Source organism: Pseudarthrobacter sp. 1G09 (assembly GCF_050038305.1).
Classification (GTDB): Bacteria; Actinomycetota; Actinomycetes; order Actinomycetales; family Micrococcaceae; genus Arthrobacter; species Arthrobacter equi.
The window spans coordinates 3986438-4013382 of the sequence record NZ_CP188306.1 but is presented as its reverse complement, the minus strand read 5'-3'; the positions used below and the strand labels follow the sequence as shown (position 1 = coordinate 4013382).

Sequence of the window (26945 nt, the reverse complement as noted above, 5' to 3'; positions counted from 1 at the left end):
GGCCGGAGTGGCCGCGGATGCCGTCACTTATACGCCGATGGGGCAAGGATGCTACGATAGTGGAACTTGATGTGCAGTGATGCCCTGGTAACCCTTCATTTAGGGACAGGGCTTTTTTCATGTGAGAGGCACATCCTGCGTCGATGAACGCATTCCATTTGGTCCCGGCTGGCTGCCCCTTTATGCAGCAGAACGGTTGATCACCTGAATTTTCTTCGGCGAACCCCTGGTCCAACCGGTGCCGGGGGCCGATATCCGCCTGGATACCGCCTGAAAGATCGTATTAAATACATGACTACTTTTGCTGCCCTCGGTACTCCCAAGGCCCTTGCAGACACCCTTACCGCGCAGGGGATTGTTGAGCCGTTCCCCATCCAGGTCAAGACCCTTCCGGACACGCTGTCCGGACGCGACGTCCTGGGCCGCGGCCGGACCGGCTCCGGTAAAACCATTGCTTTCGCTATCCCGCTTGTAGCAAGACTCGCTGAGCGGGAAGCCAAGCACTTCCGCAAGCCCGGCCGCCCCATGGGTCTGGTGCTGGCACCCACCCGTGAACTGGCCACCCAGATCAACGCCACCATTGAGCCCCTGGCAAAGGCCGCCGGCCTGAACACCACCGTGATCTACGGCGGCATCTCCCAGGCCCGCCAGGAGAAGGCGCTGCGGGCCGGCGTCGACATCGTCATCGCCTGCCCCGGCCGCCTGGAGGACCTGATCCGCCAGCGCATCCTCACCCTTGAGGCCGTGGAGATCACCGTCCTGGACGAGGCAGACCACATGGCCGACCTCGGCTTCCTGCCCGTGGTCAAGAAGCTCATGGACATGACCCCAAGCCAGGGCCAGCGCCTGCTCTTCTCGGCAACCCTGGACAACGGTGTGGACAAGATCGTCCAGCGCTACCTGTCCAACCCCCTGACCCACTCCGTGGATGACCCGCAGGCCGCGGTGACCACCATGGAACACCACGTGCTGGTGGTCAACGACCAGACCGTCAAGAAGCAGCTGATCGTGGAGCTCGCCTCCGGCGCCGGCCGCCGCGTCCTCTTCATGCGGACCAAGCACCACGCCCGCAAGCTGGCCAAGACCCTCACCGACGCCGGAATCCCCGCCGTCGACCTGCACGGCAACCTCTCGCAGAACGCCCGTGACCGCAACCTGGCCGAATTCTCCAACGGTGACGTCCGCGTCCTGGTGGCCACCGACGTCGCCGCCCGCGGTGTGCACGTCGACGACGTCGAACTGGTCATCCACGTCGACCCGCCCACCGAGCACAAGGCCTACCTGCACCGCTCGGGCCGTACCGCCCGCGCCGGTTCCGACGGCACCGTGGTCACGCTGACCCTGCCGGAGCAGCAGTCCGACGTGAAGAAGCTGATGAAGGCCGCCGGTGTCGAGGTCAGCTTCGAGCGCGTCACCGCGAACTCCCCGCTGGTCGCCGACCTGGTGGGCGAAATGGCTGACAAGATCGATCCGCGGACCCGCGCTGCGCTGCTGGCCAAGAAGGCTGCGCAGCAGGGCGGCGGCACCTCCACCGGTGCCAACGCCGAGCGCAAGCGCGCCCGCCGCCAGGCGTCCCCGTCGGCTGGTGGCCGCGGTGGCCGTGGCGGCAGGGGCAAGGTCTCCGCCGAGCCCACCCGTACCGACGTTCCCCGCGCCCAGCGCCGCGCTGCTGCCTTCGAAGGCCGCACCGAGGCCCGCGCCGCCGTCGACGCCGTACGGGAGCAGAACGAGGACCGCTCCGTGGCGGCAGCATCTGCCCGGCGCAATGCCCGCGGCCGTGGCACCGCCAGCACCCACCGCAACGACGTCCCCGCAGCAGGCGGCCGCGCAGCTGCCGGCCGTGGTTCGGACGGACGCTCTTCGGAGGGCCGCACCGATTCACGCATTACCCGCAGCGAGGCACCCCGCGGCGGCTCCGGCCGTCCCGCTTCGGGCGGCGGGCAGCGCAGCGGACGTCCGGCTACCGGCCAGCGTGCAGCAGCCGGTGCGTCCGGTGGCCGTGGCCAGCGTTCCGCCGGAGCAGCCAGCGGCGGTTCCAAGGCAGTCTGGTCCTCCAACACCGGCGGCACCTCGGGTGGTTCCTACAGCGCCGGCTCGGGCAACGGTTCCGGCCGTCCGGCACGCAGCGGTCCCCGCCGCGCTTCCGCGCCTGCGTCGAACGAGCGCCGCGGCCGCTAATCCCCGCCAGTCTGCCGGGGCCCAGCGCCCAGTTAGTCCATCGAGTGCTCCGTAACTGCCCCTTGAAGCTTCATAGGGGCAGTTACGGAGCACTTGATGCGGTTAAGGGCTACCAGCCGCGGGCGCGCCATTCCTCCAGGTGCGGCCGTTCGGCGCCCAGGGTGGTGGGCTTGCCATGGCCGGGATGGACGACGGCGGTGTCCGGGTAGGCGTTGAACAACCGCTCGGTGACGTCGTCCAGGAGCTGGGCGAACCGTTCCGGGTCTTTCTGGGTGTTGCCCACGCCGCCCGGGAACAGGGAGTCGCCGGAGAAGATGTGCGCCAACCCTTCAGGGTCCTCGTACACAAACGCGATTGAGCCCGGGGTGTGGCCGCGCAGGTGCACCGCCGTCACGTTGAAGCCGTCGAAGTTACCTACGTCGCCGTGGCTGAGCCGGACGTCCACCGGAACGGGCAGCGCCTCGGCGTCGTCCGTTCCCGCGGCGGTGCGCGCCCCCGTAGCCTCCACGAGTTCCTTCAGGGCCCGTACGTGGTCCCAGTGCTGGTGCGTGGTGGCGATGAGGGCCAGGTGCGGCTCGGCCTTGGTGTCCGCGGCGCCGTCCGCTATCAGCTGCCGGATGGCCGGGAGGTCGTCGGCGGCGTCGATCAGCAGTTGGGCGCCGCTCTCCTTCGCCGTCAGCAGGTACACGTTGTTGTCCATCTCGCTGACGGAGATGCTGCGGATGGTCAGGGCCGGCAGGTCGTACAGAAGTGAGTCCATAGGCTTCAGTCTAGGGACGCCGGTGGCCCGGGCTCTGGAACCCGGGCCACCGTACAGGCGCTACAGACCCAGCGGCAGGGTTTCCGAGTAGACCTGCTTGGACGGGGGTGCTGCCAGGATCTCGCCCAGGGTGCTCTTGCCCTCCGGGGTAGTGCGCCAGGCCGCGTAGTCGTCGTGGTCCTGCGTTGTGGCCCAGGTTTCCACCACCAGGATGTGGCAGGGGTCGGCGTCGTCCACCAGCGCCTCGATGCCCTGGTTGCCGGGCCAGGCGCGGGTGGCGGCGAGCGTTTCGGCCAGATACGTCGCGGCCTCATCCCGGCGTGCGGGATCGATCCGGACCTCAAAATGGACAATGGCGGGCATGGTGCTCCTTGGCTTGTGGGAGTAGGGCCGGTCCAGCCAACCCTACTGCTGCAACCAGCGCCGGGACCGCTTTCTTCCCCTGCAAACCCGGGCGCATACGCGCGATTTTTGCCGTTGGCCACGTCACGGGCAGCCGTGACCGGATTCATATAAGTGGTCCATTCCGTGGACCCGTTGGTAGCGTCGAAAGCCAAGCCAGACTCAATACGACGCCCGGCCTGATCTTTATTCGGTGTGCCCTGAGCGGCACCGTACGCCCGGCGTCTGGACCGCAGCCTCAAAACTGGAACGGGATCTGATGAGCCAGAATGCAGTACCGCCCGTGGACACCACGGGTCCTGAGAAAGAAGAACGAACGCCACCCGCGATCTGCGGAGACACCAACAAGAGCGCCGGCCCGGCGGCCAAAACCCGGGTCAACAAGACCGTTTTCCTCGGCTCGGCCATCGGTGTGGTGGGCATCGCCTTGTGGGCGATCCTCGCCAAGGACAATGCCGACGCCGTCATCGGCGCCATGGTGGGCTGGGTTTCCACCAACATGGGCTGGTACTACTTCCTCATCGTCACCGCGGTGGTCATCTTCGTCCTCATCGCCGCCCTGTCCCGGGTGGGCAAGACCAAACTGGGCCCGGACCACTCCAAGCCGCAGTTCGGGATGTTCACGTGGGCCGCGATGCTCTTCGCGGCAGGAATCGGCATCGACCTGATGTTCTTCTCCGTCTCCGAACCCGTCAGCCAGTACCTTGCACCCCCGCAGGGCGAAGGTGGGACCGCGGAAGCCGCACGCCAGGCGCTGGTGTGGACGCTGTTCCACTACGGCATCACCGGCTGGGCCCTGTATGCCCTCATGGGCCTGGCGCTGGGCTACTTCTCCTACCGCCACAACCTGCCGCTGAGTATCCGCTCGGCCCTGTATCCGATCTTCGGCAAGAAGATCGAAGGGCCCATGGGGCACGCAGTGGATATCGCTGCGCTGCTTGGCACCATCTTCGGCATCGCCACCTCCCTGGGCATCGGCGTCGTCCAGCTCAACTACGGGCTGAACTTCATGTTCGGCATCCCGGAAAACCTGGCAGTGCAGATCGGCCTGATTGTCCTCTCCGTGGTGATGGCAACGGTCTCCGTGGTGTCCGGCGTTGAAAAGGGCATCCGCCGGCTGTCCGAACTGAACGTGATCCTGGCCGTGGTCCTCATGCTGTTCATCCTGGTGACCGGCAAGACCAACTTCCTGCTGGACGGGATCATCCAGAACATCGGCGACGTGATGAGCCGTTTCCCCGCCATGACCCTGGACACCTTTGCCTACGACCGGCCCACGGACTGGATGAACGCCTGGACGCTGTTCTTCTGGGCCTGGTGGATCGCCTGGGCGCCGTACGTGGGCCTGTTCCTGGCCCGCATCTCCCGCGGCCGCACCATCCGGCAGTTCGTGCTGGGTACCATGACCGTCCCCTTCCTGTTCATCGTGCTGTGGATCTCGATCTTCGGAAACTCCAGCCTGGACCTGATCATGAACGGCAACGCCGCGTTCGGCGAAACAGCCATGAACTTCCCGGAGCGGGGCTTCTACAGCCTTCTGGCGCAATACCCGGCCGTTCCCGTCACGGCCGCGGTGGCAACCTTCACCGGGCTGCTGTTCTACGTCACGTCCGCTGACTCCGGCGCCCTGGTCATGTCCAACTTCACCTCGCACCTGAAGGACGCGGACTCGGACGGCCCGGAGTGGATGCGCGTCTTCTGGGCAGTGGCCACCGGCCTGCTCACCCTCGCTATGCTGACCGTGGGCGGGGTGACCACCCTGCAGAACGCCACCATCGTGATGGGCCTGCCGTTGTCACTGCTGCTGGTCCTGATCATGCTGGGCCTCTACAAAGCGCTGCGGGTGGAGAACTCGCTCAACGACAGCTACCGTGCCAGCCTTCCCGGCATCATCACCGGACGCGCCGCGGATCAGCGCTCCGGCCGGACCTGGCGGCAGCGGCTCTCCCGCGCCATGAGCTACCCCGGCAGGAAGCAGACCACCCGCTTCGCCGAGACAGTGGCCATCCCTGCGCTGCAGGAGGTGGAGGCGGAACTGCGTGAACAGGGCGCCGAAACCACGCTGACCATCTCCACGGTGGAGGCCTGCGGGATCCCCAGCATCGACCTGCAGCTGGCCATGGGGGAGGAACGGGCCTTCAAATACCAGATCTACCCGGTCCAGTACGAGACCCCCAGCTACGCCACCCGGCGCGCCGACCCGGACGACCACTACTACCGCATGGAGGTGTTCTCCCTGGAAGGCAGCCATGGCTACGACCTCATGGGATACACGAAGGAACAGGTCATCACCGATGTCCTGGACCACTACGAACAGCACCTTGAATTCCTGCACCTGAACCGTGCAGCGCCGGGAAACACGCTGCTGGTTGAGGACCAGGTGGCAAAAGACAATTGGGAATCCGACTTCGACATGCAGGAGGAAACAAAGTGAGCACGTCTACGCTTTTCATTGGCGGCAGCTGGACGGCAGCGTCCGACGGCGGCACCCGGGAGATCCACTGCCCCGCGGACGGGGAGCTGGTTGGCTCCGTCGCGGAAGCCACGGCGGCCGACGCCGAGCGCGCCATTGCGGCTGCACGGGCCGCCTTCGACGGCGGTGAGTGGGCCGGAAAGTCCGCGCTGGAGCGGGGAACGTTCCTGCTTCAGGTAGCCAACCGGCTGCGCGAACGCAAGGACGACTTTGCCCGTGCAGAGACGCTGGACACCGGCAAGCGCCTGGCGGAAAGCGAAATCGACATGGACGACATCGCCAACTGCTTCGAGTACTTCGGCAAGCTGGCCGGCCAGGACTCCGGCCGGGTGGTGGACGCAGGCAGCCCCACCGTGGTCAGCCGCATCGAGTACGAACCGGTGGGCGTCTGCTCCCTCATCGCACCGTGGAACTACCCGCTGCTGCAGGCCGCCTGGAAGATTGCGCCCGCGCTGGCAGCCGGCTGCAGCTTCGTCCTCAAGCCCAGCGAACTGACGCCGCACACCTCCATCCTCATGATGGAAGTCCTCCAGGAGCTGGGACTGCCCAACGGCGTCGCCAACCTTGTCCTGGGTGACGGCAAGGTGGTGGGCCCGGTCCTGTCAGGCCATCCGGAGGTGGACCTGGTCTCCTTCACCGGCGGCCTGGAAACCGGAAAAGCCATCGCCGCCTCGGCGGCCGGCACAGTCAAGAAGGTGGCGCTGGAACTCGGCGGCAAGAACCCGAACATCATCTTCGCGGACGCCGACTTCGACGCCGCCCTGGACAACGCCCTCAATGCAGCGTTCGTCCACTCCGGCCAGGTGTGCTCCGCAGGTGCCCGCCTGATCGTGGAGGAATCCGTTGCGGAGAAGTTCGTGGATGAGCTGGTCCGCCGCGCCAAGCAGATCCGGCTGGGCGGCCCGTTTGATCCGGCCGCCGAAACCGGCCCGCTGATCTCCGCCGCCCACCGGGACAAGGTCACCACCTACGTGGAGAAGGGCATTGCCGAAGGTGCCCGCCTGCGCTGCGGCGGCGTATGGGGTGAGGGTGAGCTGGAGAAGGGCTTCTACTACCTGCCCACCGTCCTGGATCAAGTCAAGAGCGGCATGTCCGTGGTGGTGGACGAAGCCTTCGGCCCCGTCGTCACCGTGGAGACGTTCAGCACCGAAGAGGAAGCCGTGAAGATAGGCAACGACACACACTACGGCCTGGCCGGAGCTGTCTGGTCCCAGGACGCCGGCAAATCCCAGCGGGTAGCCCGGGCGCTCCGCCACGGCACCATCTGGATCAACGATTTCCACCCCTACCTGCCGCAGGCGGAGTGGGGCGGATTCGGCCAGTCGGGCGTGGGCCGCGAACTTGGCCCCACCGGCCTGGCCGAATACCAGGAAGCCAAGCACATCTACCAGAACATCGATCCGCAGGTCACCGGCTGGTTCAGCGATCATGCCGCCGCTGCAGAGGGGAAGTAGGACACATGGCAAACGGAACCAAGACTGAATTCGATTACATCGTGATCGGCGGCGGCTCCGCGGGGGCTGCCGTGGCGTCCCGCCTGAGCGAGGACCCGTCGCTGGAGGTGGCCCTGGTGGAGGCAGGCCCCGATGACCGGAACCTGCCCGAGATCCTGCAGCTGGACCGCTGGATGGAACTCCTGGAGTCCGGCTACGACTGGGACTACCCCATCGAGGAGCAGGAAAACGGCAACTCGTTCATGCGGCATGCCCGCGCCAAGGTGATGGGCGGCTGCTCCAGCCACAACTCCTGCATCGCCTTCTGGGCGCCCCGTGAGGACATCGATGACTGGGAGCAGAAGTTCGGCGCCACCGGCTGGAACTCCGAGCTGGCCTACCGGCTCTACCAGCAGCTGGAAACCAACGAGGACGCCGGCCCGGACGCGCCCCACCACGGTGACTCCGGCCCCGTCCACCTGATGAACGTCCCCGCCAACGATCCCACCGGCCGCGCCATGCTCGAAGCCTGCGAGCAGTCCGGGATCCCCAAGGTGAAGTTCAACACCGGCGAGACGGTGATCAACGGCGCGGGCTTCTTCCAGATCAACCGCCGCGCGGACGGCACCCGTTCCTCCAGCTCCGTGTCCTACATCCACCCCATCATGGACCGGAAGAACTTCACGCTGCTGACCGGCCTGCGTGCCAAGGAGCTGACCTTCGACGACGCCAACCGGTGCACCGGCGTGGCCGTGGTGGACAACGGCTTCGCCAAGACCCACCTGCTCACCGCCCGGTCCGAGGTGATCGTCTCCACCGGCGCCATCGATTCACCCAAGCTGCTGATGCTCTCCGGCATCGGCCCGGCGGCCCAGCTGACTGAGCTCGGCATCCCGGTACGCGTCGATTCCCCCGGCGTGGGCGAGCACCTGCAGGACCACCCGGAGGGTGTCATCCAGTGGGAGGCCAAGCAGCCCATGACGGAGACGTCCACGCAGTGGTGGGAGGCCGGCATCTTCACCACCACCGAGGACGGCCTGGACCGCCCGGACCTGATGTTCCACTACGGGTCCGTACCGTTCGACATGCACACCCTGCGCCAGGGCTTCCCCACCACGGAGAACGGCTTCTGCCTCACGCCCAACGTCACGCACGCCCGCAGCCGCGGAACGGTGAAACTGCGCAGCAAGGACTTCCGGGACAAGCCCAAGGTGGACCCCCGCTACTTCACCGATCCCGAGGGCCACGACATGCGCGTGATGGTGGCCGGCATCCGGAAAGCACGGGAGATCGCTGCCCAGCCGGCGCTGTCCGGGTGGGTGGGAACCGAGCTGTACCCCGGCGCCGACATCCAGAGCGACGAAGAGATCACCGAGTACATCCGCCAGACCCACAACACGGTGTACCACCCGGCGGGGACGGTCCGGATGGGTGCAACCGGGGACCGGATGTCGCCGCTGGATCCCGAACTCCGGGTCAAGGGCGTCACCGGCCTGCGCGTGGCCGACGCGTCCGTCATGCCGGAGCTGACCACCGTGAATCCGAACATCACCACCATGATGATCGGCGAACGGTGTGCCGAGCTGGTGCGGGCGGCCCGCACCGCCTGACCTTCCGCTGAAACTCCCCACCTTTCGCGGTTACGAAGGCAGGTACGACGGCGTGTCCCGGGGACACGCCGTCGGCCCGCCTCAAAGGTGGGGAAACTCAGCGGCGCTGCCACCAGGCCTGCCGCTTGGAACGCAAGTTGGTCAGAGCCAGGGGATGATGCGGTCAGCGCCGTGGCGGGTGGACCTGATCAGGACGGCGTTGGCCTCGTCCGGCCCATTGGCCCACGCTTCAGCGGCGTCCGGTGCCATCCCGAATGAGACGTGCCGGGCCACCAGGCGGCTGATCCGCAGCTCGTGGGTCGTCTCCAGGAACCACACCTCGTCCAGCTGCGCCCGGATCTCTTTCCACGGCTCCTGATTGGCCAGCAGGTAGTTGCCCTCGGTGATGACCAGCGGAACGTCGGCCGGCACCGCGATGGACGCCGCCACCGGCTCATCCAGGGTGCGCCGGAATTCCGGCGCGTAAACGACTGCCTCATCCCGTGCCGCCAGGCGCCGGAGCAGCGAAAGGTACCCGCCGGCGTCGAACGTGTCCATGGCGCCCTTGCGCTGCCGCAGCGGGGTGCCATCGATGATGGCGTTCCCCAGGTGGAATCCGTCCATGGGCACCACCACCGCCGTTCCGGCGCCGAACTGCTGCTGGAGCCAGGCAGCCAGGGTGGATTTTCCGGAACCGGGCGCCCCGGCGATGCCCAGGATGGTCCGCGTTCCAGAGGCCAGCCGGCGCCGGAGCGCGTCCACGGCCTGGGCGATCTCGGGGGAGTCCATGGCAAAAGCCTAAAGGCCAGGGCAGCGCCGCTGAACCTCCCCACCTTTGCGGCCACCATGGCGGCGGACGACGGCGGGTCGCCGGGACACGCCGCCTGCCCGCCTCAAAGGTGGGGAAAGTCAGCTCGCGGGAGCCGGCTGCTTCTTCTCGGTGGGCAATGCCTTGAGCCCGGCGGCGCAGCCCACGATCCCGGCGATGAACAGCAGCTTCAGCACGCTGAAGGGTTCCACGCCGGTGGCCATTGCCCAGCCAACTGTCAGGGCAGCCCCGATGCCTACCCAGATGGCGTAGGCGGTGCCCAGCGGGATGGACCGGATCGCCAGGCCCAGGCCCAGCATGCTGAGGGTGGCGGTGACCAGGAAGACCACCGTGGGCAGCGGCTTGCTGAAGCCGTCGGACAGGCCCAGCGCAGTGGCCCAGACCGCTTCGAGGACGGCTGACGCCAAGAGCACCAGCCACGGAGCTGAACGCTGCAACATCACGCCACCACCTTCAGGCCAACCACGCACGCGGCGATGCCGGTCAGCAGGAGCAGGCGCGCCGCCGTCGGGCGTTCAACCTTGCTGGCCATCGCGTAGGCGGATGTCAGAACGACGCCGACGCCCACCCACACCGCGTAGGCGGTGCCGGTGGGAATGGTTTGCATGGCGAAGGCCAGGCCGCCGGTGCTGGCGGCGACGGAGACCAGGAAGAGGATGGAGGGGGCGATGCGGCGTTTGCCGGATGCCTGCGCTGCGCGGTGCAGGGCGGCGGCCCAGACGGCTTCGAGCGCCCCGGACAGAACCAGGATTAACCACGACATGACAGATCCTTTGGCCAGTCTTGTCGCGTGCCGGGTACTGAACCGTCGTCCGGAGGCTCGGGTGCGGAGCCTTGGTTTCCAACATAGCAACGCCCGACGCCGGGTGGCCACCGTTGGTGCCCAAGCTCACCACAGGTGCCTGCTACCCAGTTGGCCGGGGTGCAGGTTAGGGCGCGCCGCCTGCGGCAACCGGCGCGTTGGCGTCGCGGCCGCCGTCGCCGACGGTTTCCCGGGCGATGAAGTTTTCGATGTCGAAGAGGTTGTCCGCGCGTTCGGCGATGTTCAGCAGGGTGGCCATGGACGCCACCTCCTCCACCTGTTCCTTGAGGAACCAGAGCATGAACTGCTCACCCAGGGCATCTTTTTCGGTGCGGGCAGCACGGAACAGGTCCTCGATGTTCCTGGTGACTTCCTTTTCCTGCTGCAGCGCAAGGGCCAGCGGCTCGGTGACCTTGGCGAAGTCGGCCCGGACGGCCGGAACGCCCGGAATGTTGAAGGGGATGTCCCAGTCCAGCATGTACTGGACCATCATCATGGCGTGGTTCCGCTCCTCCACGGACTGGCCGTAGAAGCAGCGGGCCAACTGGGGCCGGTTCGCGGACGGTTCAGTCCGCTGCAGGATCGATGGACACCACGGCCAGGAACCCGCGGCCGGTGACCTCCGGAGTGGCGTCATCAGATCCCACCACCGCGTCATAGCGCCCCAGGTCGGCGGAGCCGCCGGCTCCGTCACCCACCGCGGCCTGTCCCTGCAGCAGCACGGCCACCTGTCCCGCAAACACCGGATGGGCGCGCTTCTTCGAAATTTCGATGACGGATGCGTAGCCCTTGAAAGCGTCGGACCTGGTGATCACGTTCAGATTCCGGATGTCTCCGGTGGGCAGCGCGGCGGTGGTGGAAGCGCCGCCGTCGAACCGGAATGGCCGGTACTTTTCCACGGGACGTTCGGAGCCGTCCACGCTGAGCAGCAGGAGTTCGCCCTCCACCACGGTGAGCACGCGCTCGCATCCCGGGAATGCCGAGAAATCACCGGCCTTGGTGACATCGGCGAGGCTGACCCGCCAGCCCCACCCGTCAGCCTGGTCTGCCGGGCCACTGAGGATTTCCCGCGTGGTGCCGCCGCCGTTGCGCCAGGGTTGGGCCTTGAGTTCTGCGAAGCGGATGATCTGCATCTGCCCAGCCTAGTTCGCGGCCGGTGTTGACCGGTCCCGCCGCGTGGCCAGTGTGCGGTTTGGTTACGTGGGCACGCATCGCAGGTTGGACCCGTCCCTGCTACTCTCCTGCGGGGGGTCAACACGAAAACAGCCTGAAGGAGCCCGGGAATGTTCGTCAAAGTGTGTGGTCTCAGCACGTCTGAATCCATCCAGGAAGCGGTGGATGCCGGGGCGGATGCGGTGGGATTCGTCCTGACCGCCAGCCCGCGGGTGGTCTCGCCGGGCCAGGTTGCCACCTTGCTGGCTGACGTGCCGGCTAACGTTTCCCCCATTGCCGTTTTCCGCCACGAGCCTGTGGCCGACGCCATTGCCATTGCCCGCGCCGCGGGACTGCAGTGGATCCAGCTGCACGGCGAGCGCACCCGCGCGGATGTTGCCACAGTGCACGACGCCGGCATGAAGCTGGTCAGGGCCGTCACCGTTGGTGCCGGGCCGGATGAGTTGGAGGACTGGGGCGAAGACCTCCTCCTCATCGATGCCGCCGTGCCCGGCTCGGGTGAGAGCTGGGACTACGCGTCCATGGCGGATCTCCCCGTCCTGCAGGGCCGCCAGTGGTTGCTCGCCGGCGGGCTGGACGCAGGCAATGTCCGTGACGCTTCCGTGGCGGCCCACGCTTGGGGCGTGGACGTGTCCTCCGGTGTGGAGGCATCCCGCGGCGTCAAGGACCTGTCAAAGATCCGTGCCTTCGTGGGTGCCGCGAAGGCCGGCGCGAAGGTTTAGGGCTGCCCGGAACCAGCTCCCGGCGGTGTCAGCGGGGCCAATTCAGGGTCCGCTCAGGGGAATCCCCTACGTTCCGGTCCGCGGTCCCGGTGGACAATGGATGCATGAAGACACTGCTCAACATCATCTGGCTGGTATTCGGCGGCTTCTGGCTGGCCCTGGGCTACTTCGCGGCCGGGATCATCTGCTGCCTGCTGATCGTGACCATCCCGTGGGGCATCGCCTCGTTCCGGATCGCGGCCTACACGCTCTGGCCGTTTGGGCGCATGGTGGTGGACAAGCCCGGCGGCAACGGTGTCTTCTCGCTGCTGGGTAACGTCATCTGGCTGCTGGTGGCCGGCATCTGGATTGCCGTGGGACATGTGGTCACCGCGTTCGCCATGGCCGTCACCATCATCGGCATCCCGCTGGCCATCGCCAACCTGAAGCTCATTCCGGTATCGCTGATGCCGCTGGGCAAGCAGATCGTGCCCACCAGCACCCCGTTTGTGAGCACCTACCGCTAGTCGCGGCTCTGGTTGTTAGGCAGGGTCCGGCGACCACCAATGAGTCACCTGCGCCGGAAAACCCCGTCCGCCAGGATGGCAACGGCGTCGCTGTCGTCCAGTTCCGCGGCGATGTCCACGTCCGCGGCGTAGCCGGCGCCCGCCAGTTCGCGGCCGCTGGCGCAGCCGTGCAGCATCTCCCGCAGCCGCGGCTCGGCAGCCTCGTAGACTGCCATTGCCGCCACGGATTCGGGCGAGTAGCCGTGCCGGCCGTCCCTGCCTTCATCCGCGTCGTAGCCGCCCCTGCCCGTGGCAGCCAGGCCTGCGATGAAGGCGCCGGCACCGATCTGGTCCTCCACTGCGGGGCGGAGGGATCCGTCGTGCCAGCGTTCGCCGGCGGCGATCACTGCAATCACGGCGTCCTCCGGCACGTTCGCAGCCACCCAGTCGGCCGTTGCGGCCGCGTTGCGGAGGGACACCGCGGCCACCAGCGGAACGTGGCCGGCCAGTTCATGGCAGAGCGCCGAGCCGTTGGGGGAGGGGAGTACTACCCGGTCCAGGGAGTCCGCGGCACGCAGGCTGGCGGGGGACAGGCTCAGCCCGCCGCCGTCGCGCGGTCCGGCAAGCTGTGCACCGTGGTGGGCGGCGAAGTCCTCGGCGCTGGTGTCCTTCCACGCGTAGGGGAGCACCTCCGCGCCACGGTCCAGCGCCACACTCACACAGGTGGTGAAGGACAGGACGTCCACCACCACGGCAAGGTCGGCGCCGGACGTGATGGCGGCTGCGCCGGGTGCCCACTCGAAGCGGACAGTGTAGGGAAGCTGCCAGTGCGCGGCATTCGCCGTCCTGGTGTGCCGCGGGTTCGAGCCGGGTGCGTTCATTCCAGTTCGTCCTTCAGGTTGCGGTGCGCGGGGTCCTCCCACAGCGCCTTCGCGCGGGGGCTGTTGAACAGCGGTTCCAGTTCGAGCAGATGGCGTACGACGGCGGCACGGCCGGCGGCGAAGTCGGAGTCGCCGATGTGCGCATAATCTTTGCGCACGGCAGCCACGTAGCGCGCGTATTGGTCCGGTTCCCCGCCGAGGACGGAAAGGTCCGCGTCGCAGAGCAGGGCGCCGCCGTCGTCCCCCGGTTCAGGCCGGTGGTCAGAGGTCAGGCGCACCAGCCGGGCAACTTCGTCCACGTCAGCTTCGGGGAGCCCGGCCTCCGCCAGCCGGTCCTCTGCCAGGCGTGCCGATTCCTCCTCGTCCTGTCCTGCTGTTCCGCGGTAGACGGCGTCATGGAACCAGGCGGCCAGCAGCACCGTGCGTGGCGGTTCGGCGGGCTCCGTAAGCAGGTCCAGCGCCTCGAGGACCGAGAGCAGGTGGGTGCAGCCGTGATAGTGCCGGTGCGGTTCGCTCCAGCGGTCCAGCAGGTCCAGGAACAGGGCATCATGGCCGTCCATGATGGTGTTCCACCGGTTCAGCAGCGGCACCTTAAGGGATTTGTTCCGCTGCCGCGCCGGGATCCGCAGGCCGCTGGCGATCAGCTTCCGCACCAGGACGCGGGCCTCAACGGGCACGGCACCGGCAGCCACAAGGTCATCAAAGCGGCGCTCCGGCACATCGTAATGGTCGCCGTCGAACGCCCGCTCCGGGATTCCCACTGCGCCGGCGAAGGCATGCAGCTCATCCAGCGACGTGTCTGACACCAGGTGCGAGAAGTGCGTTCCGTGGGCAGGCCACAATGGCGGGTCCAGGTAAATGGCCATGCAGGAAGTGTAGTGCCGCGGCCCCGCCGCCGCGTGGCAGCGCGACACCCGCAGGAAACAACGCCGGAGTCACAATCCGATCTGCGGAATGAACCCGTGATCTTGTCCGCAAATACGAACTATCATGGGCGCATGACCCTCATCCGCGTTTCCGAGGCCGCCCGCTTCCTCGGTGTCAGTGACGATACTGTGCGGCGCTGGACGGACAACGGTTCCCTCACGGCCCTCAGGGACGAGTCCGGCCGGCTGGCCGTGGACGGGCTGGAGCTCGCCCGGCACGCCCAGAAACTCGCCCAGCTTCCCGACGATCCACACCGGACCGGAAGTTCGGCGCGCAACAGGTTCGTGGGGCTGGTGACCGGCATTACGGCAGACAAGGTCATGGCGCAGGTGGAACTCCAGTGCGGGCCCTTCCGGGTGGTGTCCCTGATGAGCAGCGAAGCCGTCCGGGACCTGGGGCTTGAGCTGGGCTCGGTGGCCACGGCGGTAGTCAAGGCCACCACCGTCATCATCGAAACCCCCCAGGGGAAGGGAACGGTATGAAACGAAGCCTTATGACGGCGGTCGCTGCCCTGGCGCTGGCGGCCGGACTGGCCGGATGTGCGGGCAGCGGCGCACCGGCGGGCGGCGCAGGCACCTCATCTGACGCTGCCGCCACTACCCTGACCGTCTTCGCCGCGGCATCGCTCAAGTCCAGCTTCACCGAGTTGGCGGACACGTTCGAGGCGCAGCATCCCGGCACCCGCGTCAGCCTGAGCTTCGCCGGCTCCTCGGACCTCGCCACCCAGATCAACCAGGGCGCCCCCGCGGACGTTTTTGCCTCCGCGGACACCAAAAACATGGACAAAGTCACCGGGGCGGGACTGGCCGACGGTGAGCCCCGGGTTTTCGCAACCAACACCCTGGTCATTGCGGTCCCGGCCGGGAATCCCGCACGTGTCACCAGGTTCCAGGACCTCGCCAGGGACGGCCTCCGGCTGGTGACCTGCGCCAAGCAGGTGCCCTGCGGTGCGGCCGCAGCCACGGTGGCGGGCAGGGCAGGGGTCACCCTCCGCCCGGTCAGCGAGGAAAACGCGGTGACCGACGTCCTGGGCAAAGTAACCTCCGGCGAAGCCGACGCCGGCCTGGTGTACGTCACGGACGTCAAGTCAGCCGGGGACAAAGTGGAAAGCATCCAGTTCCCGGAGGCCCGAGCGGCCGTCAACAGCTACCCCATCACAGCCCTGTCCGGGGCAAAGGACAAGGAATCCGCCAAGTCCTTCATTGACCTCGTGCTGGGATCCGACGGCCAACAGGTTCTCGCCAAGGCCGGGTTCGGCGCAGGCGGACAATGAAGCTCCGGGCGCGGCAGCCGTATACCGGCATCCCCCGGTGGGTTTCCGGACTCGCTGTCCTGGCGGCCCTGGTGGTGGTCCTGCCCCTGGCAGCCATCGTGGCCCGGGTCAACTGGGCAAACTTCATCCCGCTGGTCACCTCTGAGTCTGCGCTGGACGCCCTGGGCCTTAGCCTGCGCACGTCGGCCGCGAGCACGCTCCTGTGCATCGTGCTCGGTGTCCCCCTCGCCCTCGTCCTGGCTCGCGGCAGCTTCCCCTTCCAGCGGCTGCTCCGCTCCCTCGTGCTGCTGCCGCTGGTGTTGCCGCCGGTGGTAGGCGGCATTGCGCTGCTCTACACCTTCGGCCGGCAGGGACTCCTGGGCGGCGCCCTGCAGGTCGTCGGCATCCAGATCGCTTTTTCCACCACCGCCGTGGTCCTTGCCCAAACCTTCGTGGCACTGCCGTTCCTGGTGGTCAGCCTGGAAGGAGCGCTGAGGATCGGCGGGCAGAAGTACGAGGCCGTGGCCGCCACCCTCGGCGCCCCGCCGGGCGTCGTGTTCCGCCGCGTCACCCTCCCGCTGATCCTTCCCGGGCTGGCCTCCGGAGCCGTGCTCTCGTTTGCCCGCAGCCTGGGCGAATTCGGCGCCACCCTCACCTTCGCCGGCAGCCTCCAGGGCGTCACCCGCACCCTGCCGCTGGAAATCTACCTCCAGCGCGAAACCGATCCCGAGGCCGCCGTCGCCCTGTCACTTGTCCTGGTGGCCGTCGCGGTAGCAGTGGTGGCGCTTGCCTACGGCCGTTCGGGCGGACTGCAGCGCCAAGGCCCGGCACCAGGGGCCCGTTCTTCCCAGCGCCCGACGACGGCGGGCACCGCGGGCGGGACTGTCCGGTGAGCTTTTCGTTCCAGGCAGCCGTGGCCCAGCGGGATTTCGACGTTTCCCTCGCACTGGGGCCCACCGAAACCGTGGCGGTGATGGGCCCCAACGGCGCGGGCAAATCCACCCTGCTGTCCACCATCGCGGGCCTGGTCCGGCCGGACACCGGGCGGGCCGAACTCAATCGCCGGACGCTGTTCCACCTGGGGTCCGGGATCCATCAGTGGACGCCGCCGCACCGCCGGGGAACGGCACTCCTGGCCCAGGAACCCCTGCTCTTTCCGCACCTCACAGCGGCGGACAATGTGGCCTTCGGGCCCCGGAGCGCCGGCGTCCCGCCGCGAAAGGCAAGGGAACGCGCCCTCCAGTGGCTGGCCGAAGTGGAGGCTGAAGCCCTGGCGGGCCGCCGCCCAGCCGGCCTGTCCGGCGGCCAGGCGCAGCGCGTGGCCGTCGCCCGTGCCCTCGCTGCCGGCCCCGGCCTCCTCCTGCTGGACGAACCCATGGCGGCCTTGGACATCCATTCGGCCCCGCTGCTGCGGCGGCTGCTGAAACGGGTACTCGCGGACCGGCAGGCCATCATCGTCACCCACGACGTGCTGGATGCGCTGATGCTGGCGGACCGCGTGGTGGTCCTCGAGAATGGGCGCATCGCGGAGGATGGCCCCACCCGTGAGGTGTTGGAGCGCCCGCGCAGCCCGTTCGCGGCCGGCCTGGCCGGGCTCAACTTCGTCACCGGCACGCTGACGGCTTCCGGGATCCGGACAGCCGGCGGACAGGCCATTGCCCGGGGCCTCGACATCGCGGGGCAGCTGGAGGAGCCGGGCGAAAGAGGCCAGGCAGGCGCCGCCGGGCTGCCGGGCGCTGCCGTGTTTCCGCCGTCGGCCGTGTCCGTGTTCCTGACGGACGCACACGGAAGCCCCCGCAATTCCTTTCCTGTGGAGGTCACCGAGCTTGAGCCCCATGGAGACCAGATCCGGGTGCGTGGAGGCGGCCTGGCCGCGGACATCACACCTGCGGCCTCGGCAGAGCTGGGCCTGGCGCCGGGGGTCCGGGCCCACTTCGTGATCAAGTCCGCGGCGGTTTCCATCTACGCGACATGATTTACAAGTTTATTTACACGTCTTGTCAAACTCAGTGACAAACTTCACAACGTTCCGGTACCGTACGGATGGGCGGCAGGCCATCGCCGCCACCCATCAACCGGAACCGACCCCGTCCGCGCCTCAACCGGCAGCGGTGCGGGGTCACCTGCGAAGGAGCCACCGCTGTGAAAATCGCCAGAATCCTTGCCGCCGTTGCCGCGACTGCTGCGCTGATGGGCCCGCTGCCCGCGCAGGCCGCGCCCGCGCCGGGCGGTGACACTGGAAGTCCCGATATAGCCGGCGGCAGCACCACCACCATTTCCGCAGCCCCTTATGCAGCGCAGATTTCCTTCGATGCCACCGGCACCAACGTAGGATGCACCGGCAGCCAGATCTCGGCCAGCTGGGTGATCACGGCGAAGCACTGCAATTCCGCCTCCCTGCAGTCCGTCCGGCTGGGGACCACTTATCTGGAGGCCGGCGGCACCGTGAAGACCGTGGCCGCCCGCTACGCCTCCAGCACCGGCGATGTCCTGCTGCTGAAACTGTCCACCCCGCACTACGGCTCCTACGTGGGGCTCTCCAGCTCGTTCCCCGCCATCGGGGCTCCGGCGAAGGTGTACGGCTGGGGAGACCAGACCGAAGGCGCGGGCACCATGTCCTACAATCTCAAGACGGCCGACGTCACCGTGGCCGGCCAGGGCGCGGACACCTACGGCGGAGCCTCCGTCCGGACGCAGTCCCAAAGCGGGCACACCCTGGGCGGCGACTCCGGCGGTCCGCTCATTGTCAACGGCAAGCTGGCAGGTGTCCTGTCGACGTCGAGCATCCTGCCCAGCCCCAACCCGTCCAGCTTCACCAGGTACTACAACGACCACGCGTCCGTGTCCCGCAACCTTGGCTGGATCACCAGCGTCTCAGGGGTGGGCGCCTCCTGAGTTCCGGTCTTCTCGAATTCCGGCCGTCCCGGTAAGGGGTGGGCGGTGCCGGTTCGCGAGGGATGCCGTGGGGCCGGCCGGCCGGCGGGTGGCTTGTTGGGGGAGCCGCCAGCCGGTTTTGCACGTCCTGCTGGGAACCAGGCCCGCCGGGAATCGGGCCTGCAGGGAAGCGCCGAAGGTTCGCTGTGGGAAAACAGGGCCAAAGGGCTGCGCTTTTCAAACTTGAGCGGAGTACACTCAACCTCAAGAAAGCCCGCCCCTGAAAGGAGCCCTCTTTGGACGTCAAATTCACCACCAAGAGCCAGGAGGCTCTTTCGGCTGCCGCCATGAACGCCTCAACGGCCGGCAACCCGCAGGTGGAACCCGCCCACATACTCAAGGCCCTGATGGACCAGCGCGACGGCGTGGCGGTGGCACTGCTGAAGGCCGCCGGCGCCGAACCGGATGCCGTCAGTGTCCAGGCCAGCAGCGCCATCAAGTCACTTCCCTCGGCTTCGGGTGGATCTTCGCAGCAGGCCCAGCTTTCGCGCCCGGCGCTGCAGGCCATCCAGAACGCCAAAACCGAGGCCGAAAACCTCGGCGACACCTTCGTGTCCACCGAAGTCCTCCTGCTGGGCCTCTCTGCCGGAAGTGACGCCGTCGGGCGCCTCCTCCGCGACGCCGGCGCCTCCCACGAAGCCCTGGTGGCCGCCCTGCCCGGCGTCCGCGGCGACCGGAAAGTCACCAGCCAGGACCCGGAAAACACCTTCCAGTCGCTGGAGAAGTTCGGCACCGACCTCACGGCCATGGCCCGCTCCGGCAAGCTGGACCCGGTGATTGGACGCGATACCGAAATCCGCCGGATCGTCCAGGTACTGAGCCGCCGCACCAAGAACAACCCGGTGATCATCGGGGAGCCCGGCGTGGGCAAGACCGCCGTGGTGGAAGGACTCGCCCAGCGCATCGTGGCGGGGGACGTCCCCGAAAGCCTGCGCGGCAAGACGCTGATCGCCCTGGACCTGGCATCCATGGTGGCCGGCGCCAAGTACCGCGGCGAATTCGAGGAGCGGCTCAAGGCCGTGCTCGAGGAGATCAAGAACTCCGAAGGCCAGATCGTCACCTTCATCGACGAGATCCACACCGTGGTGGGCGCCGGCGCTACCGGGGACTCCTCCATGGATGCCGGCAACATGCTCAAGCCCATGCTGGCCCGCGGGGAACTGCGGCTGATCGGCGCCACCACCCTGGATGAATACCGCGAGAACATCGAAAAGGACCCGGCCCTGGAACGCCGCTTCCAGCAGGTCTACGTGGGGGAGCCCAGCGTCGAGGACACCATCGGCATCCTCCGCGGACTGAAGGAACGCTACGAAGCGCACCACAAGGTCACCATCGCGGACTCCGCCCTGGTGGCCGCCGCCACCCTGTCCAACCGCTACATCTCCGGGCGGCAGCTTCCGGACAAGGCCATCGACCTCGTGGACGAGGCCGCGTCCCGGCTGCGCATGGAGATCGATTCCGCCCCGGAGGAGATCGACCAGCTCCAGCGGCTGGTGGACCGGCTCACCATGGAGGAATTGGCCCTCCAGGACGAAAAGGATGCCGCCTCCGTGGAGCGGCTCGCCGCGCTGCGGGCTGACAAAGCTGACCGCGAGGAGGAGCTTAACGGTCTCAAGGCCCGCTGGGAAGCCGAGAAGGCCGGCCTCAACCGGGTGGGTGACCTGAAAGCCAAGCTCGACGAACTGCGCGGCGCGTACGAGAAAGCTGCCCGGGAAGGCGACCTCGAAACCGCCTCCCGCGTGCTCTACGGCGAGATACCGGCGCTGGAACGCGAGCTCACCGCCGCTGCCGAGGCCGAGGCTGCCGTGACGGACAAGTCATCCCAGATGGTGGCCGAACAGGTGACCGCCGATGACATCGCCGAGGTCATCTCCGCCTGGACCGGCATCCCTGCCGGGCGCATGCTGCAGGGCGAAAGCCAGAAGCTGCTGCACATGGAGGAGGAGCTGGGCCGGCGGCTGATCGGGCAGGCCAAGGCTGTTACTGCCGTCTCGGATGCTGTCCGCCGTGCGCGTGCCGGTATCAGCGATCCCAACCGGCCCACCGGTTCATTCCTGTTCCTGGGCCCCACCGGCGTGGGTAAGACCGAGCTGGCCAAGGCCCTGGCGGACTTTCTGTTCGATGACGAGCGTGCCATGGTGCGCATCGACATGTCCGAGTACGGCGAGAAGCACTCCGTGGCCCGGCTGGTGGGCGCCCCTCCGGGCTACGTCGGCTACGAAGAGGGTGGCCAGCTCACCGAGGCCGTCCGCCGCCGTCCGTACTCTGTGGTGCTGCTGGACGAGGTGGAGAAGGCCCACCCCGAGGTCTTCGACATCCTGCTCCAGGTGCTCGACGACGGCCGTCTCACCGACGGCCAAGGCCGCACCGTGGACTTCCGCAACGTCATCCTGGTACTGACGTCCAATCTGGGCAGCCAGTTCCTGGTGGACCAGACCCTCAACGCCGAGGCCAAGCGGAACGCCGTGATGGCCACGGTGAACGCGTCCTTCAAGCCGGAGTTCCTGAACCGGCTTGATGAGGTGGTCCTGTTCGACGCCCTCACGGTGGAGGAACTCGGCCACATCGTCGAACTGCACGTGGACGAGCTGGGCCGCCGACTGCACGAACGCCGGCTCACCCTGGAGGTTTCGGAGGGAGCCAAAGCCTGGCTGGCCCTTTCCGGCTTCGACCCCGCCTACGGTGCCCGCCCGCTGCGCCGACTGGTGCAGCGCGAGATCGGCGACCGGCTGGCCAAGGCCATCCTCGCCGGTGACATCAACGACGGCGACACCGTGGTGGTGGACACAGCGGCCGATCCGGGCGAGCTCACCAACGGCAACGTGGATGCCCTCACCGGCGCCCCGTCGGCCGGGTTGTCGGTGCGCCGGAAGGACTAGCGGATCCTCACAGCGTGCTGTCCGGGCGGATAACCGTCAGGGCAGCACGCTGGCGTTGATGACGTTGCCGTTCGGGGCCGTCACATAGCAGTCCGCCCGGCGGTCCCCGGCGTCCCAGCTGGTGCTGCTGGGGAAGCTGCGCTGGTAGTTGAGCTGGAAGCTATTGGCCGCCGGTCCCAGCTTGGTGGCTTGGCAGACCTCCAGCGCCTTGGCCTTCAGCGTTTCTGCGCCGGGGTAGCGCTCACCTGCGGGATAGCGGAAGACGCCCACCAGCTGTGCGGAATGGCCCGTGTCGCAGGGCACCACGGTTGAGGCCAGCGATTCCGGATCAAAGTCCTTGAAGCAGTCACCCACAGCGTAGTCGGCAGGCTTGACGCCGTCCCTGGGCAGCGGCAGCGGCGTCACCCGCGGCGTGGGGGTGGTTTCCAGGACGCCGGCCTGGCCGCCCTGTGCCTGCGGGGAGGTTGCGCCCGAGTTGAGCCACAGGGCCAGCCATACGAGCCCGCCCACCACGGCAACGAGTACGACGGCGAAGAGCGCCTTCCACAGTGCCTTTGCCCTGGGTGCCCGGTTCGGTGCGGTGGAGGCGGATGGGGTGGAATCGGAGGCTCCGGAGGCCGAGGAGCCGGGTTCGGCGTGCTGCTGGGGCCACGTCACGGATGCCGGGGCGGGGGCGGCGTCTACCTGGGGGATGCCGGCCGTTGGCGGGGAGGCTGGTTTCGGCGGGACGTCCTGGGGGTTCACGGCTGCATCCTCCTGCGTTGTCGTCGCGTCAGTACTGTAAAAACCCGCTGTCCGAAGGGTTTTGGCAGCTGCCTGAAGCGACTCTACCGAAGAAAAAACCCGGAAACCCGCGGGCGGACCGGGGAATGGTAACCCAAATGCCCACGGGGGCGCGTCGGGCGGCAAGCAGGGGCCGCAGAAAGCATGTAATCTAGGTGTACGACAAATTGACCAAACATTCCGGGGCCTCACCGATCGCCAAGGTGACCACCTCCGGTCCAAGTACAAAAGGGGGTCACGCCATGGGGCGCGGCCGTCAAAAGGCAAAAGCTACCAAGCAGGCTCGGGACATCAAGTACTACTCCCCGAACACTGACTACTCGGCACTTCAGCGTGAGCTGACGGGCCCAGGCAGTCGTGTAACGAGCCATTACGCCAATGAGCCGGTGGAACCGGACTATTCGGCTTATGTGGATAAGTACGCGGATGATTTGGAAGATGAGGACGACGAGGTAGACACCCGTCGCATCGGCTAGTCGTCGCCGCTGAGCGAATTCTTTTGCAGCACCATCATTGCTGACCTCGGTCACAAGGCCCGTGGGCACGCCTCTTTACAGTGCGTGCCCACGGGCCTTTCCGTCGACGTCAGGCTCTTTGCCGCCTCTGCCACCCTCCGGGATTGCCGTTCGATGCCACGGCACACCGGCCGGCCACTGCGTGGACGGCGGCCGGGGCTTCCCATAGGCGTCCGTGTAGCGTTGGTCCCATGCCAACTGTGAACACCTACCCGCAGGGTGCCCCGTGCTGGGCTGACCTTCAGACGCCGGACATCGATGCCGCCAAAAAGTTCTATGCGGCAGTGTTCGGGTGGCGTTTCGAGGACCACCCAACTCCGGACGGCCGCAGTTACGCGATGGCCTTCCTGGGTAACGACGTGGTGGCCACCATCGCACCGCAGAACCCCATGCAGGCATCTGGTTCCGCTGCCCAGTGGAACGTCTACCTGGCCGCGGAGGACGCCCGCAGCATAGCCGGCGAAGCAGTCCACGCCGGCGGTGCCGTGCAGTTCGGCCCCGAAGAGGTGGGGGACACCGGCGTCATGGTCTTCCTGGACGCGCCGGGCGGCGGTACCACCGGAGTGTGGCAGGCCGGAACACACCGCGGCTCAGGACGGTACAACGGGCCCGGTGCACTGTCCTGGGCCGAGCTGCTCACCCCTGAGCCCCAGGCCGCCATCGGATTCTTCCAGCACCTGTTCGGGCATGACGTCACGGAGTACCCGCAGGACGACGGCGGCACGTACAGCACCCTGATGGTGGACGGCAAGGAGGTGGCCGGGGTGGCGCCGGACGATGGACCGGCCGGCTGGCAGATCTACTTTGGCGTGGCGGACCTCAGCGCCGCCGTGCAGGCCGTCAGGGATTCGGGCGGCGAGGTCCTGGTGGCACCGGACGACAGCTCCGGCGAGGGGCCGGCCACCATCCGCGACCCGCAGGGCGGTGTCCTGAGCCTGATCGAGGTTGCCGGCTAAGCTGCGGCTGGCTTCTTAAACAGCAGGTCCCGCCGGCAGTGCGCCGGCGGGACCTGATAAGTGTTGGCTACGCGTAGGAGTTGACCATGCGGACTGCGCCGCCGTCCACGCCCTTGGCGCCCTGGACGTAGTCCGGGCCGGACTTCAGGATGGAATCCGAGTCTGCGGCGACGGTGCCCATCACCCAGGACGGCAGCCCGCGTTCGTTCAAACGCGCGACGGCGGCATCCGCGGCTTCGGGGGAGACGATGGCCACCATGCCCACGCCCAGGTTCAGGGTGCGTTCCAGGTCGGCCAGCGGCACGTTGCCGAGTTCGGATACAAGCTTGAAAATGGCCGGCAGTTCCCAGGTGGCGCGGTCCACGGTGGCCACCAGGCCCTGCGGCAGGACCCGGGCAAGGTTGGCTGCGAGGCCACCACCGGTCACGTGGCTGAAGCCGTGGACCGCTGCAGAACCGGTGACCGGGAAGGTGCGGGCCAGGTCCAGGCAGTCGGCGGCGTAGACGCGGGTGGGCTCGAGCAGTTCTTCACCCAGGGTGCGGCCCAGTTCGGAGACTTGGCGGTCCAGGGCCCAGCCGGCGTGGTTGATCACGCGGCGGACCAGCGAGTAGCCGTTGGAGTGCAGGCCGGAGGAGGCCATGCCGATCACAACGTCGCCCGCGCGGACGCGGTCCGGTCCGAGGAGGGCATCTGCTTCGACGACGCCGGTGGCCGCGCCGGCAACGTCGTATTCGTGCTCGCCCAGCAGGCCGGGGTGTTCTGCGGTTTCGCCGCCCACCAGGGCGGTGCCGGCCACGGAGCAGGCGGCGGCGATGCCGCGCACAATGCCGGCGATGCGCTCGGGAACCACCTTGCCGCAGGCGATGTAGTCGGTCATGAAGAGGGGCTCGGCGCCTACGACGACGATGTCGTCCACCACCATGCCGACGAGGTCGAAGCCGATGGTGTCGTGGATGTCCATGGCCTGGGCGATGGCAACCTTCGTTCCCACACCGTCCGTGGAGGTGGCCAGCAGCGGCTTCCTGTAGGTCAGCAGCTTCGAGACGTCATAGAGGCCGGCGAAGCCGCCCACCCCGCCGATCACCGACGGGTTGTGGGTCGCCTTGATGGCGCCCTTCATGAGCTCGACGGCGCGGTCGCCGGCTTCGACATCGACGCCCGCGGAGGCATACGTGATGCCTGCCTTCTCTGATGCGGAACCGGCGGCAGTGTTAGCGGAAGTCATACGGACTCTTTCTTGTCAGTGCCTGCGGCGGCGTGTACGTCTGGCACCATGTCGGCGTCGGTCAGCAGGTTTTCAAACTCGGAGTCCGGGCCGGGATCGCAACCAGTAGCGCCGGCCTTTTCGGCAGGGTCCTCTTCCGGGTCAACGGCGAGGGCTGCGGTTTCGCCCGGCAGGGCGGACGGCGACGGCGCCAGGCCGCCGAGGTCGGTGCGTTCCAGAAGGTTCTTGCCCAGCTTGTCGGCGCCCGGCAGGGCAATCGGGTACTTGCCCGTGAAGCAGGCGGTGCAGAGGCGTTCCCGGGGCTGGCGGGTGGCGCCGATCATCCCGTCCTCGGAGATGTACGCCAGCGAGTCGGCGCCGATGGCCTGCGAAATCTCTTCGATGGTGGCGCCGTTGGCGATGAGCTCCGCACGGGAGGCGAAGTCGATGCCGTAGAAGCAGGGCCACTGGACGGGAGGGGAGGAAATCTTGACGTGGACGGTGGCGGCGCCGGCTTCCCGCAGCATCCGGACGATGGCCCGCTGGGTGTTGCCGCGGACGATCGAGTCGTCCACCACCACCACGCGCTTGCCGCGGATCACGGACTCAAGGGCGTTGAGCTTGAGCCGGATACCCAGCTGGCGCAGCGTCTGCGAGGGCTGGATGAAGGTGCGGCCCACGTAGGAGTTCTTGACGAAGCCGTGTGCGAACGGAATGCCGGATTCCTCGGCGTATCCCACGGCAGCGGGGGTGCCGGACTCCGGGACGGGGATGACGATGTCCGCTTCGTGGGTGTTTTCGCGGGCCAGCTGGCGGCCCATTTCCACGCGGGATTCGTAGACGGAACGGCCGGCAATCGCAGCGTCCGGACGGGCGAGGTACACGTACTCGAAAACGCAGCCGGCCGGAGTGGGCTCAGCGAACTTCTTGGAGCGCACGCCCTCTTCGTCGATAGCGATGAATTCGCCGGGCTCGATCTCGCGGATGAAGCTGGCGCCCACGGTAGCCAGGGCGGACTGCTCGGAGGCCACTACCCAGCCGCGTTCCAGCCGGCCCAGGACCAGCGGGCGGATGCCGTAGGTGTCGCGGGCCGCGTAGAGGGTGCCTTCGTCCATGAAGACGAAGCAGAAGCCGCCCTTGATCTTGGGCAGCAGTTCGGTGGCGGTTTCCTCAAGGGTCTTGCCGGGCTCGCCTTCAAGGAGGGCGGTGACCAGGGCGGTGTCCGAGGTGTTGCCCTGCTTCATTTCGCCGGTGAGCTGACCGCCGTTGCGTTCAGTGATCATGGCGTTGAGCTCGGCGGTGTTGGTCAGGTTGCCGTTGTGCGCCAGGGCCACGGTGCCGGTGGAGGTGGCGCCGAGGGTGGGCTGGGCGTTGGCCCAGTGGCTGGCTCCGGTAGTGGAGTAACGGCAGTGCCCCACGGCCAGGTGCCCGGTGAGGGTGTTCAGGGTTGTTTCGTCGAAGACCTGGGACACCAGCCCCATGTCCTTGTAGACATTGATCCGTTTGCCGTCACTGGTAGCGATACCAGCGGACTCCTGGCCACGGTGCTGCAGTGCGTACAGCCCGTAATAGGTTAGTTTTGCTACTTCTTCACCGGGAGCCCAGACGCCGAAGACGCCACAGGCGTCCTGCGGGCCTTTTTCGCCGGGAAGAAGATCATGGGAAAGTTTTCCATCGCCGCGTGCCACTGATCGATTATCGCACGACATGGGGTAGGACTTTTTACCGCTCCCCTTTGTGACCCGGCAGCGTCACGCGCCAGGATGCC

25 protein-coding genes, 1 pseudogene and 1 riboswitch are annotated in these 26945 nt (G+C 67.4%); of the genes and pseudogenes, 14 read left to right on the top strand and 12 right to left on the bottom strand.

All coding sequences use genetic code 11. The annotated features are described in order from the left end of the window. Nucleotides 1–291: 291 nt before the first annotated feature. On the top strand, nucleotides 292–2178 hold the full coding sequence (locus tag ACP3TD_RS18580; protein ID WP_426764454.1) for a DEAD/DEAH box helicase: 1887 nt from the start codon (nucleotides 292–294) through the stop codon (nucleotides 2176–2178). Between the two features lie 109 nt (nucleotides 2179–2287). On the opposite strand, the gene ACP3TD_RS18575 is transcribed toward ACP3TD_RS18580, so the two are convergent. Both ACP3TD_RS18575 and ACP3TD_RS18570 read right to left on the bottom strand, forming a co-directional pair. Beyond that, complete coding sequence (locus ACP3TD_RS18575; protein WP_426764453.1) at nucleotides 2288–2938, bottom strand: MBL fold metallo-hydrolase; 651 nt, start codon at nucleotides 2936–2938, stop codon at nucleotides 2288–2290. A 60-nt stretch (nucleotides 2939–2998) separates the two neighbouring features. Further along, complete coding sequence (locus ACP3TD_RS18570) at nucleotides 2999–3301, bottom strand: putative quinol monooxygenase (protein WP_426764452.1); 303 nt, start codon at nucleotides 3299–3301, stop codon at nucleotides 2999–3001. A gap of 298 nt (nucleotides 3302–3599) precedes the next feature. On the opposite strand from ACP3TD_RS18570, the gene betT reads away from it, so the two are divergent. From betT to ACP3TD_RS18555, 3 genes are read left to right on the top strand one after another with little or no spacing between them, the layout of a single operon-like run. Continuing rightward, complete coding sequence (betT, locus tag ACP3TD_RS18565; RefSeq protein WP_426764451.1) at nucleotides 3600–5774, top strand: choline BCCT transporter BetT; 2175 nt, start codon at nucleotides 3600–3602, stop codon at nucleotides 5772–5774. Then, on the top strand, nucleotides 5771–7267 hold the full coding sequence (locus ACP3TD_RS18560; RefSeq protein ID WP_426764450.1) for an aldehyde dehydrogenase family protein: 1497 nt from the start codon (nucleotides 5771–5773) through the stop codon (nucleotides 7265–7267). The genes betT and ACP3TD_RS18560 overlap by 4 nt, the downstream gene beginning before the upstream one ends. A gap of 5 nt (nucleotides 7268–7272) precedes the next feature. Then, nucleotides 7273–8856 carry a GMC family oxidoreductase gene (locus ACP3TD_RS18555; RefSeq protein WP_426764449.1) on the top strand — a complete coding sequence of 528 codons (1584 nt, stop codon included), beginning with the start codon at nucleotides 7273–7275 and terminating at the stop codon, nucleotides 8854–8856. A gap of 141 nt (nucleotides 8857–8997) precedes the next feature. On the opposite strand, the gene ACP3TD_RS18550 is transcribed toward ACP3TD_RS18555, so the two are convergent. The 5 genes and pseudogenes from ACP3TD_RS18550 to ACP3TD_RS18530 form a co-directional block, all read right to left on the bottom strand. After that, entirely contained in the window at nucleotides 8998–9624 is a 627-nt protein-coding gene (locus ACP3TD_RS18550; protein WP_426764448.1) for a nucleoside/nucleotide kinase family protein, read from the bottom strand. 120 nt (nucleotides 9625–9744) lie between these two features. Further along, nucleotides 9745–10104 carry a DMT family transporter gene (locus tag ACP3TD_RS18545; RefSeq protein WP_426767299.1) on the bottom strand — a complete coding sequence of 120 codons (360 nt, stop codon included), beginning with the start codon at nucleotides 10102–10104 and terminating at the stop codon, nucleotides 9745–9747. Further along, on the bottom strand, nucleotides 10104–10427 hold the full coding sequence (locus tag ACP3TD_RS18540; RefSeq protein ID WP_426764447.1) for a DMT family transporter: 324 nt from the start codon (nucleotides 10425–10427) through the stop codon (nucleotides 10104–10106). The genes ACP3TD_RS18545 and ACP3TD_RS18540 overlap by 1 nt, the downstream gene beginning before the upstream one ends. Before the next feature lie 9 nt (nucleotides 10428–10436). Then, nucleotides 10437–10502, bottom strand: a riboswitch (guanidine-III (ykkC-III) riboswitch). Between the two features lie 91 nt (nucleotides 10503–10593). Next, nucleotides 10594–11016: pseudogene (locus tag ACP3TD_RS18535) on the bottom strand (ferritin); the annotation flags it as partial. A gap of 16 nt (nucleotides 11017–11032) precedes the next feature. Beyond that, on the bottom strand, nucleotides 11033–11599 hold the full coding sequence (locus ACP3TD_RS18530) for a HutD/Ves family protein (RefSeq protein ID WP_426764446.1): 567 nt from the start codon (nucleotides 11597–11599) through the stop codon (nucleotides 11033–11035). A gap of 150 nt (nucleotides 11600–11749) precedes the next feature. On the opposite strand from ACP3TD_RS18530, the gene ACP3TD_RS18525 reads away from it, so the two are divergent. Together ACP3TD_RS18525 and ACP3TD_RS18520 are read left to right on the top strand one after the other, a co-directional pair. Continuing rightward, a complete protein-coding gene (locus ACP3TD_RS18525; RefSeq protein WP_426764445.1) occupies nucleotides 11750–12361 on the top strand; it encodes a phosphoribosylanthranilate isomerase in 612 nt (203 codons plus the stop codon). A 104-nt stretch (nucleotides 12362–12465) separates the two neighbouring features. Further along, nucleotides 12466–12867, top strand: a complete 402-nt coding sequence (locus ACP3TD_RS18520; RefSeq protein WP_426764443.1) for a YccF domain-containing protein — start codon at nucleotides 12466–12468, stop codon at nucleotides 12865–12867. 44 nt (nucleotides 12868–12911) lie between these two features. Here ACP3TD_RS18520 and ACP3TD_RS18515 read toward each other — a convergent pair whose 3' ends face one another. Both ACP3TD_RS18515 and ACP3TD_RS18510 read right to left on the bottom strand, forming a co-directional pair. After that, a complete protein-coding gene (locus ACP3TD_RS18515; protein WP_426764442.1) occupies nucleotides 12912–13727 on the bottom strand; it encodes a 2-phosphosulfolactate phosphatase in 816 nt (271 codons plus the stop codon). Further along, nucleotides 13724–14593, bottom strand: coding sequence for a DUF4031 domain-containing protein (locus ACP3TD_RS18510; protein ID WP_426764441.1), 870 nt, complete (start codon nucleotides 14591–14593; stop codon nucleotides 13724–13726). Before ACP3TD_RS18510 ends, ACP3TD_RS18515 begins: the two co-directional genes overlap by 4 nt. 132 nt (nucleotides 14594–14725) lie before the next feature. Between ACP3TD_RS18510 and ACP3TD_RS18505 the strand changes: the two genes are divergently transcribed. The 6 genes from ACP3TD_RS18505 to clpB all read left to right on the top strand — a co-directional run bounded on the left by ACP3TD_RS18505 (nucleotide 14726) and on the right by clpB (nucleotide 21719). Beyond that, the gene (locus ACP3TD_RS18505; RefSeq protein ID WP_426764440.1) at nucleotides 14726–15136 is read left to right on the top strand and encodes a TOBE domain-containing protein; all 411 of its coding nucleotides are present in this window, start codon (nucleotides 14726–14728) and stop codon (nucleotides 15134–15136) included. Then, nucleotides 15133–15927 carry a molybdate ABC transporter substrate-binding protein gene (gene modA, locus ACP3TD_RS18500; protein WP_426764439.1) on the top strand — a complete coding sequence of 265 codons (795 nt, stop codon included), beginning with the start codon at nucleotides 15133–15135 and terminating at the stop codon, nucleotides 15925–15927. Before ACP3TD_RS18505 ends, modA begins: the two co-directional genes overlap by 4 nt. Next, nucleotides 15924–16799 carry an ABC transporter permease gene (locus ACP3TD_RS18495; RefSeq protein ID WP_426764437.1) on the top strand — a complete coding sequence of 292 codons (876 nt, stop codon included), beginning with the start codon at nucleotides 15924–15926 and terminating at the stop codon, nucleotides 16797–16799. Before modA ends, ACP3TD_RS18495 begins: the two co-directional genes overlap by 4 nt. Further along, on the top strand, nucleotides 16796–17881 hold the full coding sequence (locus tag ACP3TD_RS18490; RefSeq protein WP_426764436.1) for a sulfate/molybdate ABC transporter ATP-binding protein: 1086 nt from the start codon (nucleotides 16796–16798) through the stop codon (nucleotides 17879–17881). Before ACP3TD_RS18495 ends, ACP3TD_RS18490 begins: the two co-directional genes overlap by 4 nt. A 167-nt stretch (nucleotides 17882–18048) precedes the next feature. Further along, a complete protein-coding gene (locus ACP3TD_RS18485) occupies nucleotides 18049–18801 on the top strand; it encodes a S1 family peptidase (protein ID WP_426764435.1) in 753 nt (250 codons plus the stop codon). A gap of 275 nt (nucleotides 18802–19076) precedes the next feature. Then, complete coding sequence (clpB, locus tag ACP3TD_RS18480) at nucleotides 19077–21719, top strand: ATP-dependent chaperone ClpB (RefSeq protein ID WP_426764434.1); 2643 nt, start codon at nucleotides 19077–19079, stop codon at nucleotides 21717–21719. Nucleotides 21720–21755: 36 nt separating this feature from the next. Here clpB and ACP3TD_RS18475 read toward each other — a convergent pair whose 3' ends face one another. Further along, a complete protein-coding gene (locus tag ACP3TD_RS18475; protein ID WP_426764433.1) occupies nucleotides 21756–22463 on the bottom strand; it encodes a septum formation family protein in 708 nt (235 codons plus the stop codon). Between the two features lie 281 nt (nucleotides 22464–22744). On the opposite strand from ACP3TD_RS18475, the gene ACP3TD_RS18470 reads away from it, so the two are divergent. Both ACP3TD_RS18470 and ACP3TD_RS18465 read left to right on the top strand, forming a co-directional pair. Then, a complete protein-coding gene (locus ACP3TD_RS18470; protein WP_426767298.1) occupies nucleotides 22745–22978 on the top strand; it encodes a DUF3073 domain-containing protein in 234 nt (77 codons plus the stop codon). Nucleotides 22979–23208: 230 nt separating this feature from the next. Further along, nucleotides 23209–23973, top strand: a complete 765-nt coding sequence (locus ACP3TD_RS18465) for a VOC family protein (RefSeq protein ID WP_426764432.1) — start codon at nucleotides 23209–23211, stop codon at nucleotides 23971–23973. Nucleotides 23974–24040: 67 nt separating this feature from the next. On the opposite strand, the gene purM is transcribed toward ACP3TD_RS18465, so the two are convergent. Together purM and purF are read right to left on the bottom strand one after the other, a co-directional pair. Next, nucleotides 24041–25198, bottom strand: coding sequence for a phosphoribosylformylglycinamidine cyclo-ligase (gene purM / locus ACP3TD_RS18460; protein ID WP_426764431.1), 1158 nt, complete (start codon nucleotides 25196–25198; stop codon nucleotides 24041–24043). After that, nucleotides 25195–26865: an amidophosphoribosyltransferase gene (purF, locus tag ACP3TD_RS18455; RefSeq protein ID WP_426764430.1), complete on the bottom strand. Its 1671-nt coding sequence runs from the start codon at nucleotides 26863–26865 to the stop codon at nucleotides 25195–25197. Before purF ends, purM begins: the two co-directional genes overlap by 4 nt. Nucleotides 26866–26945: the final 80 nt, after the last annotated feature.

What these genes read in the sequence shown, in the direction of transcription:
- ACP3TD_RS18515 (WP_426764442.1), bottom strand. Translation starts at nt 13,727, where the DNA reads ATGAACGCACCCGGCTCGAACCCGCGGCACACCAGGACGGCGAATGCC.
- ACP3TD_RS18575 (WP_426764453.1), bottom strand. Translation starts at nt 2,938, where the DNA reads ATGGACTCACTTCTGTACGACCTGCCGGCCCTGACCATCCGCAGCATC.
- ACP3TD_RS18580 (WP_426764454.1), top strand. Translation starts at nt 292, where the DNA reads ATGACTACTTTTGCTGCCCTCGGTACTCCCAAGGCCCTTGCAGACACC.
- betT (WP_426764451.1), top strand. Translation starts at nt 3,600, where the DNA reads ATGAGCCAGAATGCAGTACCGCCCGTGGACACCACGGGTCCTGAGAAA.
- ACP3TD_RS18570 (WP_426764452.1), bottom strand. Translation starts at nt 3,301, where the DNA reads ATGCCCGCCATTGTCCATTTTGAGGTCCGGATCGATCCCGCACGCCGG.
- modA (WP_426764439.1), top strand. Translation starts at nt 15,133, where the DNA reads ATGAAACGAAGCCTTATGACGGCGGTCGCTGCCCTGGCGCTGGCGGCC.
- ACP3TD_RS18550 (WP_426764448.1), bottom strand. Translation starts at nt 9,624, where the DNA reads ATGGACTCCCCCGAGATCGCCCAGGCCGTGGACGCGCTCCGGCGCCGG.
- ACP3TD_RS18495 (WP_426764437.1), top strand. Translation starts at nt 15,924, where the DNA reads ATGAAGCTCCGGGCGCGGCAGCCGTATACCGGCATCCCCCGGTGGGTT.
- ACP3TD_RS18505 (WP_426764440.1), top strand. Translation starts at nt 14,726, where the DNA reads ATGACCCTCATCCGCGTTTCCGAGGCCGCCCGCTTCCTCGGTGTCAGT.
- ACP3TD_RS18520 (WP_426764443.1), top strand. Translation starts at nt 12,466, where the DNA reads ATGAAGACACTGCTCAACATCATCTGGCTGGTATTCGGCGGCTTCTGG.
- purM (WP_426764431.1), bottom strand. Translation starts at nt 25,198, where the DNA reads ATGACTTCCGCTAACACTGCCGCCGGTTCCGCATCAGAGAAGGCAGGC.
- ACP3TD_RS18540 (WP_426764447.1), bottom strand. Translation starts at nt 10,427, where the DNA reads ATGTCGTGGTTAATCCTGGTTCTGTCCGGGGCGCTCGAAGCCGTCTGG.
- ACP3TD_RS18525 (WP_426764445.1), top strand. Translation starts at nt 11,750, where the DNA reads ATGTTCGTCAAAGTGTGTGGTCTCAGCACGTCTGAATCCATCCAGGAA.
- ACP3TD_RS18510 (WP_426764441.1), bottom strand. Translation starts at nt 14,593, where the DNA reads ATGGCCATTTACCTGGACCCGCCATTGTGGCCTGCCCACGGAACGCAC.
- ACP3TD_RS18470 (WP_426767298.1), top strand. Translation starts at nt 22,745, where the DNA reads ATGGGGCGCGGCCGTCAAAAGGCAAAAGCTACCAAGCAGGCTCGGGAC.
- ACP3TD_RS18555 (WP_426764449.1), top strand. Translation starts at nt 7,273, where the DNA reads ATGGCAAACGGAACCAAGACTGAATTCGATTACATCGTGATCGGCGGC.
- ACP3TD_RS18530 (WP_426764446.1), bottom strand. Translation starts at nt 11,599, where the DNA reads ATGCAGATCATCCGCTTCGCAGAACTCAAGGCCCAACCCTGGCGCAAC.
- ACP3TD_RS18545 (WP_426767299.1), bottom strand. Translation starts at nt 10,104, where the DNA reads ATGTTGCAGCGTTCAGCTCCGTGGCTGGTGCTCTTGGCGTCAGCCGTC.
- ACP3TD_RS18465 (WP_426764432.1), top strand. Translation starts at nt 23,209, where the DNA reads ATGCCAACTGTGAACACCTACCCGCAGGGTGCCCCGTGCTGGGCTGAC.